Origin of the sequence: Rubritalea squalenifaciens DSM 18772 (assembly GCF_900141815.1) — a bacterium.
Classification (GTDB): Bacteria; Verrucomicrobiota; Verrucomicrobiia; order Verrucomicrobiales; family Akkermansiaceae; genus Rubritalea; species Rubritalea squalenifaciens.
Genome location: NZ_FQYR01000005.1, coordinates 283,777 through 299,998 on the forward strand (window position 1 = coordinate 283,777; position 16,222 = coordinate 299,998).

Sequence of the window (16,222 nt, forward strand, 5' to 3'; positions counted from 1 at the left end):
GTGAACGTGAAGAGAGTTGGGAGTGTGCGTGGAAACTAGGGAGAGCTATCGGATCTGTCAAAGGTGGGTCGTGTATTATGCCGCTTTTTTCAGAAAATATGACACTACTGTGGGCAAATAAACCTAAATGACAGGTGAAAGAGCTACTGGAACAAATGCGTAACTGAATTTATGGTGTAGGAGCAGACTTGTGACCCTACGCTGACCCTCCAAGTCATGACTCTGGCACTCCATAGCCGGGACTTCGAGCCATTCGGCTTGTCCCACCTGGTCGCCTTGGCCGTCACCATCCTGATTGGTTACGGTTTATGTAGGCTGATGCGCTCTGATGTGGCGGAGAAATGGAAGGACCGCTCACGCTTGATTCTTGCGATTGTCCTGTTCGGTAGTGTGTTGGCGGATCCACTGCTGGCGTGGTGGCGCTATGCGTACGATCCAGAGATGGCCCTGAAATTCATTGTCGGTTACTCCCTGCCTTTCTACTTGTGTGATGTGGTGGCTGTTATCCTCGGGGTGGCTCTCTTGCAAAAGAATCAACGGCTGGCCGAAATAGGCTACCTGTGGGGGATCGCCGGCACCTTGCAGGGACTGATCACGCCTACGCTCTACTTTGACTGGACCACGCCTGAGTACTACGCCTTTTTTGCCCAGCACGGCGGGGTGCCAGTTGCTGCCATGGTCCTGGTGATCGGCATGGGGCTGAAGCCTGAACCGGGGGTCTTCAAGCGGGCGCTATTCTCCAGCTGGGCCTACATGGCTATCATCTACGCGCTGAATGGAATGCTGCAGACGAATTATGGTTTCCTGAATGCCAAGCCCTCGGTCTCGACCTTGTTTGATTATATGGGGCCATGGCCTTACTACTTGATCACGTTGCAGGTGATCGCCTTCGGACTGTATGCGCTCTTGTTACTGCCTTTCCGGGGTGGGGATACCCGCCAGATCTCTGAATAAGGGGTGATGACGTAAAATACCCCGAAATTGACGAATGCTGTGACTTCCACAGGCTTGACGCGTGGGATGGTTGTGAAACACTGCCTAACACTAAGTTTTTAAAGGTATGAACGAGTACGAAAACAACAAGCGCCCCTATTCCTCCAAGGTAGTAGACGGCGATGACCGCGCTCCAAGCCGCGCGATGCTCTATGCAGTAGGCTTTGAAAAAGAAGATTTTGAAAAACCACAGGTCGCGATTGCGTCTCTCTGGAGTGAAGTGACTCCGTGTAACATCCACCTCGATAAGCTCGCCACTGAGGCTGCCAAGGGTGCGGATGCTGCCGGTGGTAAGTCCCTGACCTTCGGTGCTCCTACCGTTTCCGACGGTATCTCCATGGGTACCGAGGGGATGAAGTACTCTCTGGTCAGCCGCGAGGTGATCGCAGATTCCATCGAAACCGTAGTCGGTGCCGAGGGAATGGATGGTCTGGTCGCCATTGGTGGTTGTGACAAGAACATGCCTGGCTGCATGATCGCGATTGCTCGCCTTAACCGTCCGGCTGTCTTCATATACGGTGGTACAATTCTGCCAGGCTGCGCCATGGTGAAGGGTGAGAAGAAGGATCTGGATGTGGTTTCTGTTTTCGAGGCAGTTGGTAAGCACGCTGGCGGTGAGTTCAATGACTCCGAGCTTCATACGGTGGAGAGCTGCGCGATCCCAGGTGCAGGTTCCTGTGGTGGTATGTATACTGCGAACACGATGGCCAGTGCCATCGAAGCTCTCGGTATGTCCCTGCCAAACAGCTCCGCTCAGGCGGCTGTGGGTGACGATAAGCTGATGGACTGTTTTGACGCTGGTGCTGCGGTGATGAACATGATCGAGAAGGGCATCCGCCCAAGCGACATCCTCACGCGCAAAGCTTTCGAGAACGCGATTACCGTGGTGATTGCCCTTGGTGGTTCCACCAATGCAGTGCTTCACCTTCTGGCCATGGCACATGCTGCCAACGTAGAGCTGAGCATCGACGACTTCACAGAAATCGGTAAGCGCGTTCCTGTGGTTGCCGACCTCAAGCCTAGTGGTAAGTACGTGATGGCTGACCTCGTAAGAATCGGCGGTACCATCCCGCTGATGCGCATGCTTCTCGAGGCAGGTCTCCTGCACGGTGACTGCATGACTGTGACTGGCAAGACCATGGCTGAGAACCTGGCGAATTCCCCGCTTTACTACCCGGAGGACCAGAAAGTCATTCTCCCACTCGACAAGCCGAAGAAGAAGGACAGCCACCTGCGCATCCTGTACGGTAACCTCGCCTCTGAAGGTTCCGTGGCCAAGATTTCCGGCAATGAAGGTCTCAGCTTTACGGGTAGAGCCCGCTGCTTTGACAGTGAGGAAGAGTCCATGAAGGCGATTCTTGATGGTCAGATCGAAGCTGGCGACGTGATCGTTGTCCGCATGGAAGGGCCAAAAGGCGGCCCTGGTATGCGCGAGATGCTTGGCCCAACTGCTGCCGTCATGGGCCGCGGACTTGGCGATAAGGTTGCTCTTATCACGGACGGGCGTTTCTCCGGTGGCAGCCACGGCTTCGTGGTAGGCCACATTACTCCAGAGGCATTCGTCGGTGGTACCATCGGTCTGCTGAAGGATGGTGATACGATCACCATCGATGCCGAGAACAACGAGATCAACGTGGACCTAAGTGAGGAAGAGTTGGCCGAGCGCCGTGCTGCCTGGACTCAGCCTGAGCCACGCTACCGCCGCGGTGTGCTGGCTAAGTACGCCAAGCTTTGTGAATCCGCCTCCAAGGGCGCAGTGAGCGACGCTGGTCTCTAATAATCAGGGCACAAAGCCGATTTTTGGATGCCGGGAATGATCTTATGTCATTCCCGGTATTTCTTTTTGGAATAATTGTGGCATGGTATACGTCTAGTATTAAGGCGTATGACGTTTACCAAAACAATGAAACTGAAATCACTTGTTACCATGTTGGCAACAGGTGCTGCTCTTAGCGGACTGGCTATTGCCGAGTCCGGTGCGGATGCTCCGGCGTCCAAGACAGAAGCGGCAGCTGTTGAAGGGAACGAGACCATCAAGGTCTACGTTGTAAACTCTAGCGGCGGCGGTTGAGGCGCTGCTAACAAGGTCCGTGCGGCCTTGACGAGTCAGGACGGTGTTAAAGCTGTCATGCTCTCTGGTACCAGAGCGTCTGTCATCATGAATGACGACAAGACCCTGGATGAAGAGAGTGTCAAAAAAGCGATCACAGGCAAAGGCCTCAAGTTCGAATCCTTCGAAGCGAAGGAGATGGCTGTGCCTAAAGCTGAGTACGTGCTCGCTGTAACAGGTGCTACCTGAGCCATCACTAATGGTAAGGCCCGTGCGGCCTTAGAAGAGATGGACGGTGTAGCAGCTGCTTACGTTGACAAACAAATCAAGATTCACCTTGCTGAAGACAAGGCTCTGGATGAGGAGGCTGTGAAGGCCAAACTCAAGGAGTTCAAAATCGCAACCAAGGAAATCACCAAGTCTGACAAAGTCCCATTCTAAGACTTTTAACTTAAACAGATCATTCGCCTAAATACGATCACCCGCTTGGTTCTCAAGCGGGTGATTTCTTTTTCAGATGATGTAAAGCGAGCTGCTAATTGGTGATGTGCTCCTTGAGGGAGTCAAAGCTCCAGAAGTCTCTCTCATCGTCCTTCTCAGGCTGAATGAGCATGAACTTACGCTCGTTGAGCTTCTTATTGTACTTGTACCAAGTAGGTGCGGAGATCCAGTGAGGGTTAGACTCCAGGCTGCCTTCCCAGGTGACCAGCTTTGAGCGCAGCTCTGCTAGTTTGGTAGGATTGGAGGCTGCTAGATTGTTTAGCTCAGATGGGTCGTCCTTGAGGTTGTAGAGTTGTGGCTCTCCGTGTGCAGGGTCGAGTAGCTTCCAGTCACCGGAGCGCACAGACTTGGCACGCAGTGTCATGCGCCAGAACAGGTTCTCATGAGGAGGCTCTGTCTTTTCACCTTTGAGATAGGGGAGGAGGTTGACGCCGTCAGTAGCGGTAGCGATTTCTTTGGCTTTTTTGTAGGAGGTTCCCAGTGGCTGGGCTTCTGGTGCGGGGGCTCCTGCTGCGGCGAGGAAAGTAGGGAGGATATCCAGCGAGATGATAGGTTGGCTATAAGTAGTGCCCTTTGGAAGGGTGCCTGGCCAGCTGTAGATGGTGGGAATGCGCAGACCTCCCTCGAGGTTGGATCCTTTTCCTCCTCGGCATGGGGCGTTGATGGCATGGGAGACTTCCACGGAGCCTCCGTTGTCAGAGAGGAAGACAATGAGGGTATTCTCTAACTGACCTAGTTCTTCAAGCTTGCTGACAATGGTGCCAATGTTGGTATCCATGTTGTGCTGCATGGCGCAGTAGATACGGCGTGTCTTGTCCTTGATGTGAGAGAACTTGGCGAGATCCTCATCCTTGGCCTGCATTGGTGAATGCGGGGTATTGTAGGAGAGGTAGAGGAACCATGGCTTCTCAGCCTTGCTGTTTCGCTCAATGAAGTCATTGGCTTCCAGCGTGAACCAGTCGGTGAGGTAAGGGGTGCGAACTTCTTTGATTTTCTCACCATTGAGGGTGAGCTTATTTTTCTCTACTGTAGGCCAGTAGCTATGGCCACCGCCAAGCATGCCGAAGAAGTAGTCGAATCCTCGCTGGTTCGGGTGGAACTCAGGAATGGCTTCTCCTAAGTGCCACTTGCCAATGATGCCTGTGGTGTAACCCGCGTCCTTGAGTTTGTTGGAAATGAGTGGCTGCTTGAGATCAATGCCTACATGCTCATCCTTCATGTACTTCGGGTGAGAAAGGTTATGCTCGAAACCAAAGCGGTTCTGGTAGCGGCCAGTCAGTAGCCCTGCTCGGGATGGGGCACAGACGGAGGCGGAGACGTAACCGTCAGTACAGCGTACGCCATTAGCTGCCAGTTTATCCAAGTTGGGGGTAGGGACTTGCTTGGATCCATAGCAGGACAGGTCTCCATATCCCATGTCATCGGCAAGGATGAGTAGCAGGTTCGGCTTGTCGGCGGCTGTCAGAAATGCCGATAAGCTCAAGAAGAGCGTCAGGAGTGATCTGAAAAACATAATGATTATCTGTAATATAGATTGAGCGAGGTAGGGAGGATTATTTTGGTCATCTTGATGCAGTAAGCACAAGCTGGCCACAACTTAGTGTCATCAATGACGGTGGATCTTTCGAAAATATATCAAATACCCACAGGTGGACTATGTCTTAAAAGTGCGTAGTCCTAGGAGGCAAAGAAGGGATTATGGGCTAATTCCTGGGTAACCGTTGTCATGGGACCATGACCAGGGCATAAGATGGTATCGCCTGGAAGTCTGAGAATATGGTTCCGGATATTGGAGAGAGCCGTTGTGTAGGCGCTAGTGGATGGGCAGCCACCAATCGAGCCAGCAAAAATAGCGTCCCCTACAATGCAGACATCTTTCTCAAGGCCTTTGATGAGATAGGCAAAGGCTGGCGAAGCGTGGCCGGCAACATCGAGAATGTGGATGCTGAGGTCAGCGATACGCATCTGGTCCCCGTGCTGGAGTTGTGCCGGGCGGTGTATTTCGGCCGTGGTGAATGAATTCAACTCAGCAACATGGTCGGGGTGCTCATGGGTAATAAACACATGCTGGGCATCAGGGGCCAGAAGTTGGAGGTCTGAAGCATCTGTGCCGGTATCGAAAATAAGATTCAAATCACCCGAGGTGATGACATAGGCATTGACGCCGAGATGGCCAAAGGGGGAAGTGACCTGGGTCAGACCGGGCACGATAGGCGTGTGAGGCCGGTAGTTCTTGAGGTTGAGAAGACGCTCAGCGCTGAGCTGCAAGTGAGGGGCGATGGAGCGGATCGCCGAAGGATTTTCGTTGCCCTGTAAGCAATCGGTGATCGATCGCTCGGGGATGCCAGCTAGCTTGGCCAGGGAGACAATGGGGCAGCCATGGCCTCGGATGGCTTTTGAAATACAGTCGTTGAAATCGTCTTCCAGCATAGATTAACCTTAGTGAATGAGACTGGTATTATGCACCTATCTAGTGTGAATGATCAAGTAAGTAGCGATCAAGATCATCCCTTGACCGATGCTAGCCATGCCTAAATAGTAAGGTATGGTTAATAAAATCAATCGAAGGGAATTGTTAAAGAAAGCAGCCTTTGCTGTACCGGGCGTATTCGCACTCAACTCATGCGGTACGCTGCTCTATCCTGAACGTAAGGGCAGAAGGGGCGGGCGTGTAGATCCAGCAGTGATCGTGATGGACGGTCTACTTTGCCTTGTTTTCCTACTGCCAGGTGTCGTGGCCTTTGCTGTCGATTTCTCGACTGGAGCTATCTACACAGGCGGACATGCCAGCTTGCAGAAGCACGATGTCCAGGGAACCAGTGAGGATGACTACAATGCGGTTCTCGCCAAGGCGACAGGCAGAGACATCAAACTTAGCGACTCAACGCTTCGTGTCTCCCAAAAAGAAGGTGTGCTCACAGCAAGTGATCTTCATGTGGCCAAGAATGGGGTAGGGAAGATCCCACGACTCGTCAAAGATAGCGACGGTCACATCATTCGCTGCGAAGCAGTCTAAGTAAGCCAAGATTCCCTCAAATGATTCTCAATGAAAAGAGCCGCATTCGTGCGGCTCTTTTCAATTTTTAAAGTAAATCGTTATAAGCGTCGCTTATCGGCGCCTGCGGATGATGAAGCCGAGGCCAGCCAAGCCGAGTAAGGCTGTGCTGGATGGTTCAGGTACTGACTCGATGATAAGACCGCTGATCGCGGAGCGACCACCACTTCCTGTAGCGCCGCCGACAATCGTGAGATCATCCAGGGTCAGGTTATCGAACACGACATAGTCCTCGCCTTCGACAAAGGTCCCTGTGAAGGAGCCACTGTCGGTGATCAGCTTAGTGACACTGTCGATCGTGTAGTTCATGAAGCGCTCATTACCAGGCTCACCGGAATTCGAATCACCATAAATCGTGACTCTGTAGGCACCAGTGAAAGCGCTGCTTAGGTTATTGATGGTGAGTGATTCGGAGGCATTGAACCCGTACCATCCATCCATCATGACATAGTCATCGTTCGTGCTGCCTCCATTGAAATAGGAGTAGCCTGAATTGACGTCGAGGGTGACACCGGTGACTGTGGAGCCGTCTGCGTAGTTTAGGGCTTTACCTGTGAAGCTAAGCCCGTCGCCGCCGTTGTTTTGTACGTGGTTCCAGGTGTCGCTGCCATTAGTGCCAGCGGAAATGACTGTTCCATCTGGAGAGGAATTCAGGTTGGAGACCGTAACGCCTCCATTGTGGAACATGATGTTTATGGACGCCGCATAGCTGGGGACAGCTAGGGCTAGGCTGGTTGCTAGAGTTAGGAGTTTCATATGTGTGATGTGTTACAAGTGCATGATAAAGTTCATGCCACCACACAGGAATCTTGCCCGGGATTGAAACGTTAACTAAAAAAAGATATTTTTTGTGGAGAGTTATTTCGGGCTGTGCGGAGTCTTTGCCTCAAGAGTCCCTTCTGTGACTCCGAGTTTCTCCAGCGCGCCAAGATCCTGCCAGAGCATATGGCCGTCTCGCTTCTGCTCGATGAGCTGCTGGTAGGCCTGCAGGGTGCGGGCGGTAGTGGTTTTGTCCTCATCGAGGAAGTCGATGCGGTAGCGGTGCAGGCCAGTGGATCTGACGGAGTCGTAGAAACGGGCTCCAGTCTGAGCGCGGCCGTTGAAGAGGGTATTCCGGCAGCCGACGTCAGCAGCCAGAGTGTGGAGCTGGCCTACACGGTCACGCAGCTGAACCTTATGTGTTTCACAGGGGCGACCGCAGTCTTTGTAGGTGGTGCCTTCGGAGAGGAACGTGCAGAAGACGCAGTGCTCCATATGAAACATCGGCATGTGCTGATGCAGTGTCTGCTCGAACCAATTTGCAGGCGCTGCCTGAAGAAGGTCCATGAGCTGATTGATATTCAGGTCATAGGAGAGGGTGAGGTGGTCGAGTCCTGCTTCTTCAATCAAGATCTTGGCTGTCGCCGGGTTGGCGCAGTTCAGTGAGAAGTCGCCTGTCTTGTAGAGTTCATCACGATCCTTGAAGTAAGTGACTGCACCGAGGTTACGGATGAGAATGCCGTCTGGAGCAGAGCGGTCGATAAACTTGAAATAGCCTGTCTCGTTTGGTTTCTGAATGCGAGGTGTCGCCAGATGAATGGTGGCGTCTCCGCCGTGAGCACGCACAATTTCCACCGCTTCTTTGTAGCGGCGAATGTCCTCGAAGTCCGCATAGATGCGTTTGATGCCATTTTCCAGGGCGGCTTCGATCTGGTGTGGGTGGCGAGTGAGCGCGGACAATTCTGCGGCCTGCTCCGAGACTTGGGAGAGTTGTTCGGCGGAGGGTAGTATGTCTCCTAGGGTTCCGGTGGCTGGTTTAGGAGTGGCTTTTACCTCTGCGGCCGCTTGCTGGTCGAGCTTTTCAACGAGTGCTCTTCGCAGGCGGTTGAGAGCTGAGAGTGGTAGAATGAGGTCGCCTTCCAATTGGTTGTCGAGTGAACCAAGCTCGTAGGCGGTGTTTCCGAGGCGGCCGATTTTATCGACTAGGGTCTCGGTGTTGAGTGGTCGGTTCTGGGCCTGTTCCAGCTTCTCAGCGGAACTCACGGAAATGCCGTTACAGCTGAGGATGAGCGCTTCGCCGACGCAGCCTGTGACGGTGATGTTGAGACCTGAGCGGAGAGGCTCCAGCTTGACATTCTTCCACATGGCTCGGACCTCGGAGTTCAGCTTCGGATCATCTGTCTTGTAGATGACGATGCCGGGCTTGATGCGATCCCAGTTGATTTTGGAATGCTTGTGGTGGAAGGAAAGGCAGTTGCCTTCGACCTTCCAGACGCGGGAGCCTTGCTCCAGGTTGCGGTTCTCGCCTGCATCGAAGACGATGCCGTCTCCGGGGGCAAGTCCGACCGGTCCTTCTTGGTTGAGGATAATCCAACCGCGGCCACAGTTTTCTACCGTACCTACGCGGACGCCACGTTTTTTGCCAAAGCGGCCATGGGTCAGGTAGGGGTGATTGGTTCCAGCGAGCCATCCGGTGGAAAGGCCGCGGGAGAAGGTCATTTCCAGAGAGTAGCGGTCACGCTCGGTGACGGTGGACTCACGCTGAGCGACGGCATCATCAATTGCCTTGCGGTAGACGCGAGTCACCGCGGCTACGTATTCAGGAGACTTGAGGCGGCCTTCGATCTTATAGGAAACCACGCCTTGGTTGACGAGATCGGGGATGAGGTCAACGGCGGCGAGGTCCTGCGGTGAGAGAAGGTAGCGCTGCTCTCCCATGTCTTTCGTTTCACCATCGACCACGAGTTCGTAAGGCATGCGGCAGGCTTGGGCACATTCGCCTCGGTTGGCGGAACGCTGGCCCAGGGACTCGGAGGTGAGGCATTGGCCGGAATAGGCCACACAGAGGGCTCCATGGACGAAGACTTCCAGTGGTACGCATTCCTTGGGAGAGAACTTTTCAATTTCCTTGAGTGAGAGTTCTCGTGAGAGGACGGCGCGCTCCAGGTGGTAAAGGGAATCGATGAATTCCAGACCTTCAGGAGAAGTGATGGTCATTTGGGTAGAGGCATGGATCTCCAGTGAGGGGGCCACGGTGCGAGCCAGGCGGGCGAGGCCTAGGTCTTGCACGATAATGGCATCTACTCCGGATTTCTCGAGATGGCGTAGCTGGGCTTCCGCAGCTGCCAGCTCGCTTGTGAAAATCAGGGTATTCATGGTGACGAAGCCTTTCACGCCATGTGCGTGCAGAAACTCCATGAGCTCTGGCAGGTCTTCGTCGGTAAAATTGTCGGCACGCAGGCGGGCATTGAACTTGGAAAGGCCGAAAAAGATGGCGTCCGCACCATTGGCTACAGCGGCGCGTGCGCAGTCCCAGTTTCCGGCTGGTGAGAGAAGTTCAGGTTCGCGTTGCATGATCTTGAATGAGTTGTCCTTGGCTGACCCCTTGCCAGCGCAGGCGCGTCTTGGGGTATTCTAGTCCAAATTTCGAGAAAATAAAAAACCCGGAACGAAGATGGTTCCGGGTTGGGTGGTGAAATCTGTAAGAATCAGCCTTATTCGCCATCAGGGCTAGTGTCTGGATCAAGGGCCTCAGCGGCTTTTTTCCGGGCTTCGTCCATCTTCTCTTTGGCTTCTTCAGCAGCGTTTTCCATGCTTTCTTTGACAGAATCACTGGCCTTCTCAGCTTCTTCAGTAGCTTTCTTGGCTGCATCTTCCATCTCCTCAGCGGCTTTTTCCATTTTCTCGCTCGCTGCATCCATTTTTTTCTCGGCCTCTTTTTTATCGGCCTGGTCACAGGACACGAGTACGGTTGCGAGGGATGCGATGATTAATGTAGGTTTTAGTTTCATAGCAGGATTTTTTTTGGTTTTTGCGGAACGGGGAAATAATCGCCGAACCAATCCTACCTGTAACATGGCAAGCAACTTATGTCATGTAATTAACCTGAAAAAGTGTTAGGCCGTCTGCTGGGGCGCAGTAGGGGGATTTGCCGTAGGGGAGATCATCTGGCTGGTCGAGCAAGGCTAGATGGTCATCGAGTCTCAGGCGCCCTTGTGCGGCCTGTACGGCGGCACCCGTAAGCAGGCGAACCATTTTGTAAAGGAATCCATTGCCTGAGTAGATGATGCGGTACCCACCATCGATTGTAGTGAGTTTGGCTTCTGTAATGGTTCTGGAGTAGTCGGTAGACTCAGTTTCATTGCCACGATTGGCCGCGAAGGCCTTGAAGCAATGAGTGCCTATGTAATGGGTGAGGGCCTGCTCCAGGGTAGCTGGATCCAATTGACGTGGTAAATGCCAAGCCAGTCCCGCCTGGAGAGGGGGCATGACGGGCTGCATGCAGAGCTCGTAATGATAGGTTTTGCCTGTTGCTGAGTAGCGGGCGTGGAAATCATCGGCGACTTGTTCGCAGTCCATAACCCGGATGGTAGCTGGCAGTTTGGTGTTCAGAGCCGGAACCCAGTTGTAGGGGTTCATATCCACGGTGTTTGGTGCGTCAAAGTGCGCGATCTGGGCATTGGCATGGACACCGGTGTCCGTGCGACCGGAGGAATGGATGCGTACCTGCTGTTTAGTCACAGCCTCGATGGCCTGTTCAATGATATCCTGGATAGTGTTTCCGCCCGGTTGCGATTGCCAGCCTGAGTATGGGCGGCCGTCATAGGCTATGGTGAGTTTGAGGCGCACGAGAAATGGTGGTTAAAATGCTGGAGGAAGTTGCTGGTCGAGCCAATCGCTGAGAATTTCTACCGCAGCGGCTTGGTCGATGATTTGTTTCTGCTTCTTGGTGTTCTTGCCTGCGGAGCGAAGCTTTTCTGAGGCTGCCACCGTGGTCAATCTCTCATCGATGAAATGCAAGGGCAGTGGTGCCGGCAGCGCTTCACGCAGCTCCTCGGCGAAGGTGCGGATTTTCTCTGCCGCAGTCCCTTCCGAGCCATCCATGCGCAAGGGCAACCCGATGACGATCTGCTTGATGGAGCGTTGACGGATCAGTTCGATGATACGCGGTATGGCTGGTGTTGTCTGGCACTGGATCGTTTCTAGCGGATGGGCTAAAATTCCCAGTGAATCTGTAATGGCTAGGCCGATGCGGGCCTCGCCGTGATCAATGCCGAGCACGGGATGCTGGTCTTCTGCATGCATGGCCGGAGGCTAGCCTAGAATTCCCAGATGCTCCATACAGGAGTTTGAGGATTTTTGAGACGGTAACTGGGCATATTGTGTTGTGAAATCTTCTAGTGGTGTGGAGATTTATATGTTAGGTTTAATCGTTATGAAATCGATCATTGCCGCGTTGGACTTTTCAGAAGGTATGCATGAAGTGTTGAAGCAAGCTGGGGAAATCGCCCTGGCATTCAAAGCGCGCCTGTATCTTGTGCATGTGGTAGAGACGACTCCGCTCTATACGATGTATGGGATGCATCCGGAAGAGTTACCGACTCTGGGCGAGTACCGTGATGCTGCGAAACAGCGCGGTGCGAAGAAACTGGCAGAAGCCCGCCAAGAACTGGACCCACAGGTTGCCGATGTTCATGGGGAGCTCTTGGAGGGAGATGCCATTGATGAGATTTTAGAGTTTTCTAAGAAAGTAAGCGGGGATCTAGTAATTTGTGCCACCCATGGACACACGGCTTTGGGCAGCGTCTTGATGGGTAGTGTACCAAGTGGCCTGGTCAGGAAGGCCAAGGTTCCCGTGCTGGTGATTCCTGTTCATAAGTAGACCGGATATCGGTGAAGTAGCCGGGCGGATTGCTTGGTGGTATTCTTGTCCTTAGCTCAGTGGCTAGCTGATGTGGCATTCAGGATGACGTGGTGTGATGTGGAAAGTGAGAAGAAAATAGAGAATTCCGGCTTACCTACTTGGGCTGAGTGCCTGTTGATACATAGGAGGCTTTCCGCTAGAAGGTTTAAATTAATGTTAACATTGTACGGTCAATGGTCGTTCCTTAGTGATCGTGACTGACTTTGAGGGCATTATGATACATTTTGTGGTGTGAAAGTCTGTGCACGTATCATACAGTGCAAACTACTCACACTCACATATTCTATGAAAAAAACTACTCTGAACCATGGAGTCTACTCACCTCCGCTTGGTTTTGCATTAGTATCCGCAATCGCCATCATGATATTGCTGGCTGTGGTTTGCTTGGGAATCATTTCCTTAAGTGCTCGTGAATCCAAGAGCACTAACTGGGAGCGTTCGCAAGCCATTGCAAAATCAAATGCCCGAATGGCACTGATGATCGCCCTCTCGACCCTTCAAGAAGAGATGGGGCCGGACCGTAGGGTGAGTGCCGAGGCGGCGATTTTTGATACGAACAAAGACACCGTAGAGATTGATGGGGTGGCTCAGTCAAGGTGGTTGGCGAGCTACAATGCCTGGGGGAACTGGCTCAATGCTGAATATACACCACCTTCGGCAGATGGTTCACTGCGTATTCAGGATACTTATGTCGAACGGCGAGCCCCAATGTTCAGAAGGTGGCTGCTCTCGCTGCCAGAGGGGAGTGAGAGGGATTCAGCGGCAGCATTAGCCGCAGGATTTCTTGATGCGAAAAACTCAGTAGTGATGGTTGGGAAAGGATCGCTGGGCGACGTCCCAGAATCTGGTAAGAGCCAGATCACGAAGGCGTATTTGAAAGATGTCAAAGATGGGGGGAGATATGCGTGGTGGGTCGGTGGTGAAAATCAGCGTGCTAAATCGAATCTTGGGAAGGAGAAGAGAACTTTATCTGCTGATGAATATGAACTGGCCGGTGGCAATACCCCTATTTCAGGCTTTGATCAGATTGAGGGATTTGAAGGGCTTCGTAATAATGAAGAGAGTGTGGCAAAGCTACTCTCTCTGAGAACGCATGAAGTGGCTGGTGTCTCACAAGAGATAGCCAAGAAGCATTTCTTTGATCTAACGACTTACGCAAAAGGTTTCCCAGTCAGTGTGAGAACTGGAGCCCTAAAGAAGGATTTGAGTTTGCTGTTTGAAGGGGACTATCTACCCTCAAAATACACCTATGAGCCAGGCTCGGATTATGAGCCTTCCATTAGGCCAATGAGCCCTGACCTGTGGGCCTATCAACCCAAGGTGACGAGCCGGGGATTTGCCTCTTGGGAGAACATGAGACGATTTTTCAGGTTTTATCGTTCAGAAAATACAGATGGTAAACCTCCGTTGGAGTGGAATGGAAAGATGGGGCGTACCTTGATTGAAGGAGATCTTGCGCCTGAGGAATGGAAGCAATCTCCGTCCGAGAGGTATAGCAGGATCCCTCTCTTGGCAAAGCTGACCATTATCTACAGTACCAAGACAACCAAGGTGAGTGATGGTAAGTATCATTGTGACCTCTATTACTCGCCCATCTTTGTGTTTTGGAATCCCTACAATGTAGAAATGAGAGTTCCCTATGGTACTCTGGGAGCCTTGACCTTGGCCTACAAGATTCAGCCCATGGCTTTCAAGTTATACAAGGGGAGTGTCCCCCAAGGTGACTGGCAGAGTCTATCTATCAGCAAAGGCTCGGACTATGGTTCCCTTTTTGAATTTGATGGTGGCGACTTGGTGCTCAAGCCGGGTGAGCTGAAGATATTCTCTAACCGAAAAGGAGGAGCTTATAATCGGCTTTACGAAGGCTTTGATCCACAAGCTTACGATGGTCGCAGATTTCGATTGTTTTCGAACATTTCCCGAGCAGACAATCCAGGAATTCGCTTGAAGTTTGATTACCCGGCTAACCAGAGTGGTAACGTGTGGTTTGGGAATACGCCGGGTTCTCTTAATATCCCATTGATGAGACCTCCGGCCGCAGGAAATGCGGCATGGATGCCTAACATGTATCCGCATGATTGGCTGAATAAAGAGCAGAGCAATCAAACGGAGCTTACTGAGAGCAGTAGCGCGGGAGTCGCTCGTTGGTTTTTTGATGATAATATCTCACCGGTGGCTTTTGTGAGCCTTTCGATGAAGAATTCGTCTCCGCTAGACTACGAGTCCATAGGATGGGCAAGGGATTGGCGTAGCAGGAACTGGATTCAGGCTCCGGCCCAGTACTTTGGTGGAGCTCTTTATATCTCGGAGGATGAAACCATCGCCAATACTCAGCGGATGGATGATCCGTACCAGTTTCATTTTGGGCCGCTCAGTCCGGCAGAGATACCAAAGATTGTTCCGCAAGAGGGGGCAAATGCATGGCTTGGTTCAGGCAGTGAGCCGCGTGAGCAGATCACGGCTCTTTCTTTGCTAGAGTTGCCTACGGTTCCAGTCACGAGCATGGCTGGATTTTCAGGGATGCGGATCAATCCCGGTTGGCATTCACTCTCTGGCTACAATACTGGATCGGGGGCTTGGAATTCACTCGCCGCCATGGGTAAGAGGAATAATTATCAAAGCGGTATTACCGGGCCTGCGATTGGGAATTCTTTCGCGCATCCCATGATTGCAGGGGATCGTGTTTACCGTTATCTGGATAATTCAAAGAGTCAGGATATCACCAGTTATCGTGGCCAGTTTGTAGAGCGTGATTCACAGGCATTTAATGATTATTGGGATCACACCTTGTTGATCAATGATGGCTTGTGGGATGATTACTTCCTCTCATCCATTAGTGACCAGGCTCGGCCCGGAGCCAGTCAGCCAATGAGCGCGAGTGAACTGGTGGAGCAATTTTACAAGGGAGAGAGCAAGCTCCCAAACACCCGTCTAGTGGCGCATGCGGCCGGCCGCAAGACAGATGAGTTGATTGCTGAAATTCTGGGTGATGAGGGTTATAAGAAGGTGGCCGCTCATCTGATGATAGATGGCGCCTTTAATGTGAATTCGACTTCTGTGGAGGCGTGGGCTTCATTGTTTCATAGTATCCGCGAAAATTTGCCGACTTACCGGAGGTCAGACCAACATGAGGTGATTAAGCCAAGCTCTGAGGATGCCGTAGTCGTGAGCCGGATGATTACGGCGAATACTGATAAGGAGTATACTGATGTAGAAGCAGGGATAGTTCGCGATGATGGCCTCAGAACCTGGTCAGGGGTGAGAGAAATCACGGATGATCAGATTCAGCGCCTGGCTCAGGAGTGCGTGAAACAAGTGAAGCTCAGAGGTCCGTTTTTGAGTTATTCTGAATTCATCAACCGTAGGCTTTCAACAGGCAGTCTCGGGCTCACAGGAGCATTGCAAGCTGCCATTGATTATGACGATGCAAATCCAGACCCCAGTTCAATCAATTACCGCTTTAAGAGTGCGCCGGAAGATTTGATCAAAGAGAGTGACCTCGATGATGGAGGGAATAGTCCCCATGTGTTTGATAACCCTAAGGCCGCGACCGGCTCACGCTTTGCCGGAGTGCCTGGCTATGTAATTCAGTCAGACGTTCTCAAGCCGATTGGGAACACTCTAACTGTGAGGGATGATACCTTTCGTATCAGGGCTTACGGAGAACATAAGAGTGAGGATGGCAAGGTGCTCGCACGCGTCTGGTGTGAAGCCATTGTGCAACGTATGCCGGAGTATGTAGATTCTTCTGATCCCGCTTGGGAGTCCTACGGGCAGATAGATGAAGACGGCAGGATCGTGGAGTCGGGTGAGTTGAGTCAGCTAAACAAGAAGTTCGGCCGTAGGTTCAAGGTGACGCAATTCCGCTGGTTGAATGAGGATGAAGTATGATAAGTCATTATGATCGCGTTCAAACTCTGGAAAGCACTCTAACTATAGG

At 52.3% G+C, this 16,222-nt stretch carries 15 protein-coding genes; 8 read left to right on the forward strand and 7 right to left on the reverse strand.

Going from position 1 to position 16,222, the window contains the following annotated elements:
- The first annotated feature begins 216 nt into the window (after positions 1-216).
- From BUB27_RS14525 to BUB27_RS18955, 5 genes are all read left to right on the forward strand, one after another.
- A complete protein-coding gene (locus tag BUB27_RS14525; protein WP_143184584.1) occupies positions 217-954 on the forward strand; it encodes a YwaF family protein in 738 nt (245 codons plus the stop codon).
- 106 nt (positions 955-1,060) lie between these two features.
- The gene (gene ilvD, locus BUB27_RS14530) at positions 1,061-2,770 is read left to right on the forward strand and encodes a dihydroxy-acid dehydratase (protein WP_143184585.1); all 1,710 of its coding nucleotides are present in this window, start codon (positions 1,061-1,063) and stop codon (positions 2,768-2,770) included.
- A gap of 126 nt (positions 2,771-2,896) precedes the next feature.
- Positions 2,897-3,064, forward strand: coding sequence for a hypothetical protein (locus BUB27_RS18950; protein ID WP_159434978.1), 168 nt, complete (start codon positions 2,897-2,899; stop codon positions 3,062-3,064).
- A 27-nt stretch (positions 3,065-3,091) separates the two neighbouring features.
- Positions 3,092-3,292 carry a hypothetical protein gene (locus BUB27_RS14535; protein WP_143184586.1) on the forward strand — a complete coding sequence of 67 codons (201 nt, stop codon included), beginning with the start codon at positions 3,092-3,094 and terminating at the stop codon, positions 3,290-3,292.
- Between the two features lie 39 nt (positions 3,293-3,331).
- A complete protein-coding gene (locus BUB27_RS18955; protein ID WP_159434979.1) occupies positions 3,332-3,484 on the forward strand; it encodes a hypothetical protein in 153 nt (50 codons plus the stop codon).
- 94 nt (positions 3,485-3,578) lie between these two features.
- Here the strand turns inward: BUB27_RS18955 and BUB27_RS14540 are convergent, their stop codons facing one another.
- On the reverse strand, positions 3,579-5,057 hold the full coding sequence (locus BUB27_RS14540) for a sulfatase-like hydrolase/transferase (RefSeq protein ID WP_143184587.1): 1,479 nt from the start codon (positions 5,055-5,057) through the stop codon (positions 3,579-3,581).
- 164 nt (positions 5,058-5,221) lie between these two features.
- Positions 5,222-5,974, reverse strand: coding sequence for an MBL fold metallo-hydrolase (locus BUB27_RS14545; protein ID WP_143184588.1), 753 nt, complete (start codon positions 5,972-5,974; stop codon positions 5,222-5,224).
- Positions 5,975-6,089: 115 nt separating this feature from the next.
- Between BUB27_RS14545 and BUB27_RS14550 the strand changes: the two genes are divergently transcribed.
- Positions 6,090-6,560 (forward strand): hypothetical protein, encoded by a 471-nt coding sequence (locus BUB27_RS14550; protein ID WP_200797135.1) that lies wholly within the window; start codon positions 6,090-6,092, stop codon positions 6,558-6,560.
- A gap of 93 nt (positions 6,561-6,653) precedes the next feature.
- Here BUB27_RS14550 and BUB27_RS14555 read toward each other — a convergent pair whose 3' ends face one another.
- From BUB27_RS14555 to ruvX, 5 genes are all read right to left on the reverse strand, one after another.
- Positions 6,654-7,355 carry a PEP-CTERM sorting domain-containing protein gene (locus BUB27_RS14555; RefSeq protein WP_143184589.1) on the reverse strand — a complete coding sequence of 234 codons (702 nt, stop codon included), beginning with the start codon at positions 7,353-7,355 and terminating at the stop codon, positions 6,654-6,656.
- Between the two features lie 102 nt (positions 7,356-7,457).
- On the reverse strand, positions 7,458-9,932 hold the full coding sequence (locus tag BUB27_RS14560; RefSeq protein ID WP_143184590.1) for a U32 family peptidase: 2,475 nt from the start codon (positions 9,930-9,932) through the stop codon (positions 7,458-7,460).
- Positions 9,933-10,072: 140 nt separating this feature from the next.
- On the reverse strand, positions 10,073-10,369 hold the full coding sequence (locus BUB27_RS14565) for a hypothetical protein (protein WP_143184591.1): 297 nt from the start codon (positions 10,367-10,369) through the stop codon (positions 10,073-10,075).
- Positions 10,370-10,445: 76 nt separating this feature from the next.
- A complete protein-coding gene (truA, locus tag BUB27_RS14570) occupies positions 10,446-11,207 on the reverse strand; it encodes a tRNA pseudouridine(38-40) synthase TruA (protein ID WP_143184592.1) in 762 nt (253 codons plus the stop codon).
- Positions 11,208-11,219: 12 nt separating this feature from the next.
- Positions 11,220-11,663 carry a Holliday junction resolvase RuvX gene (ruvX, locus tag BUB27_RS14575; protein WP_143184593.1) on the reverse strand — a complete coding sequence of 148 codons (444 nt, stop codon included), beginning with the start codon at positions 11,661-11,663 and terminating at the stop codon, positions 11,220-11,222.
- Between the two features lie 130 nt (positions 11,664-11,793).
- Between ruvX and BUB27_RS14580 the strand changes: the two genes are divergently transcribed.
- On the forward strand, positions 11,794-12,240 hold the full coding sequence (locus tag BUB27_RS14580) for a universal stress protein (RefSeq protein ID WP_159434980.1): 447 nt from the start codon (positions 11,794-11,796) through the stop codon (positions 12,238-12,240).
- A gap of 327 nt (positions 12,241-12,567) precedes the next feature.
- Positions 12,568-16,173, forward strand: a complete 3,606-nt coding sequence (locus tag BUB27_RS14585) for a hypothetical protein (protein ID WP_143184595.1) — start codon at positions 12,568-12,570, stop codon at positions 16,171-16,173.
- Positions 16,174-16,222: the final 49 nt, after the last annotated feature.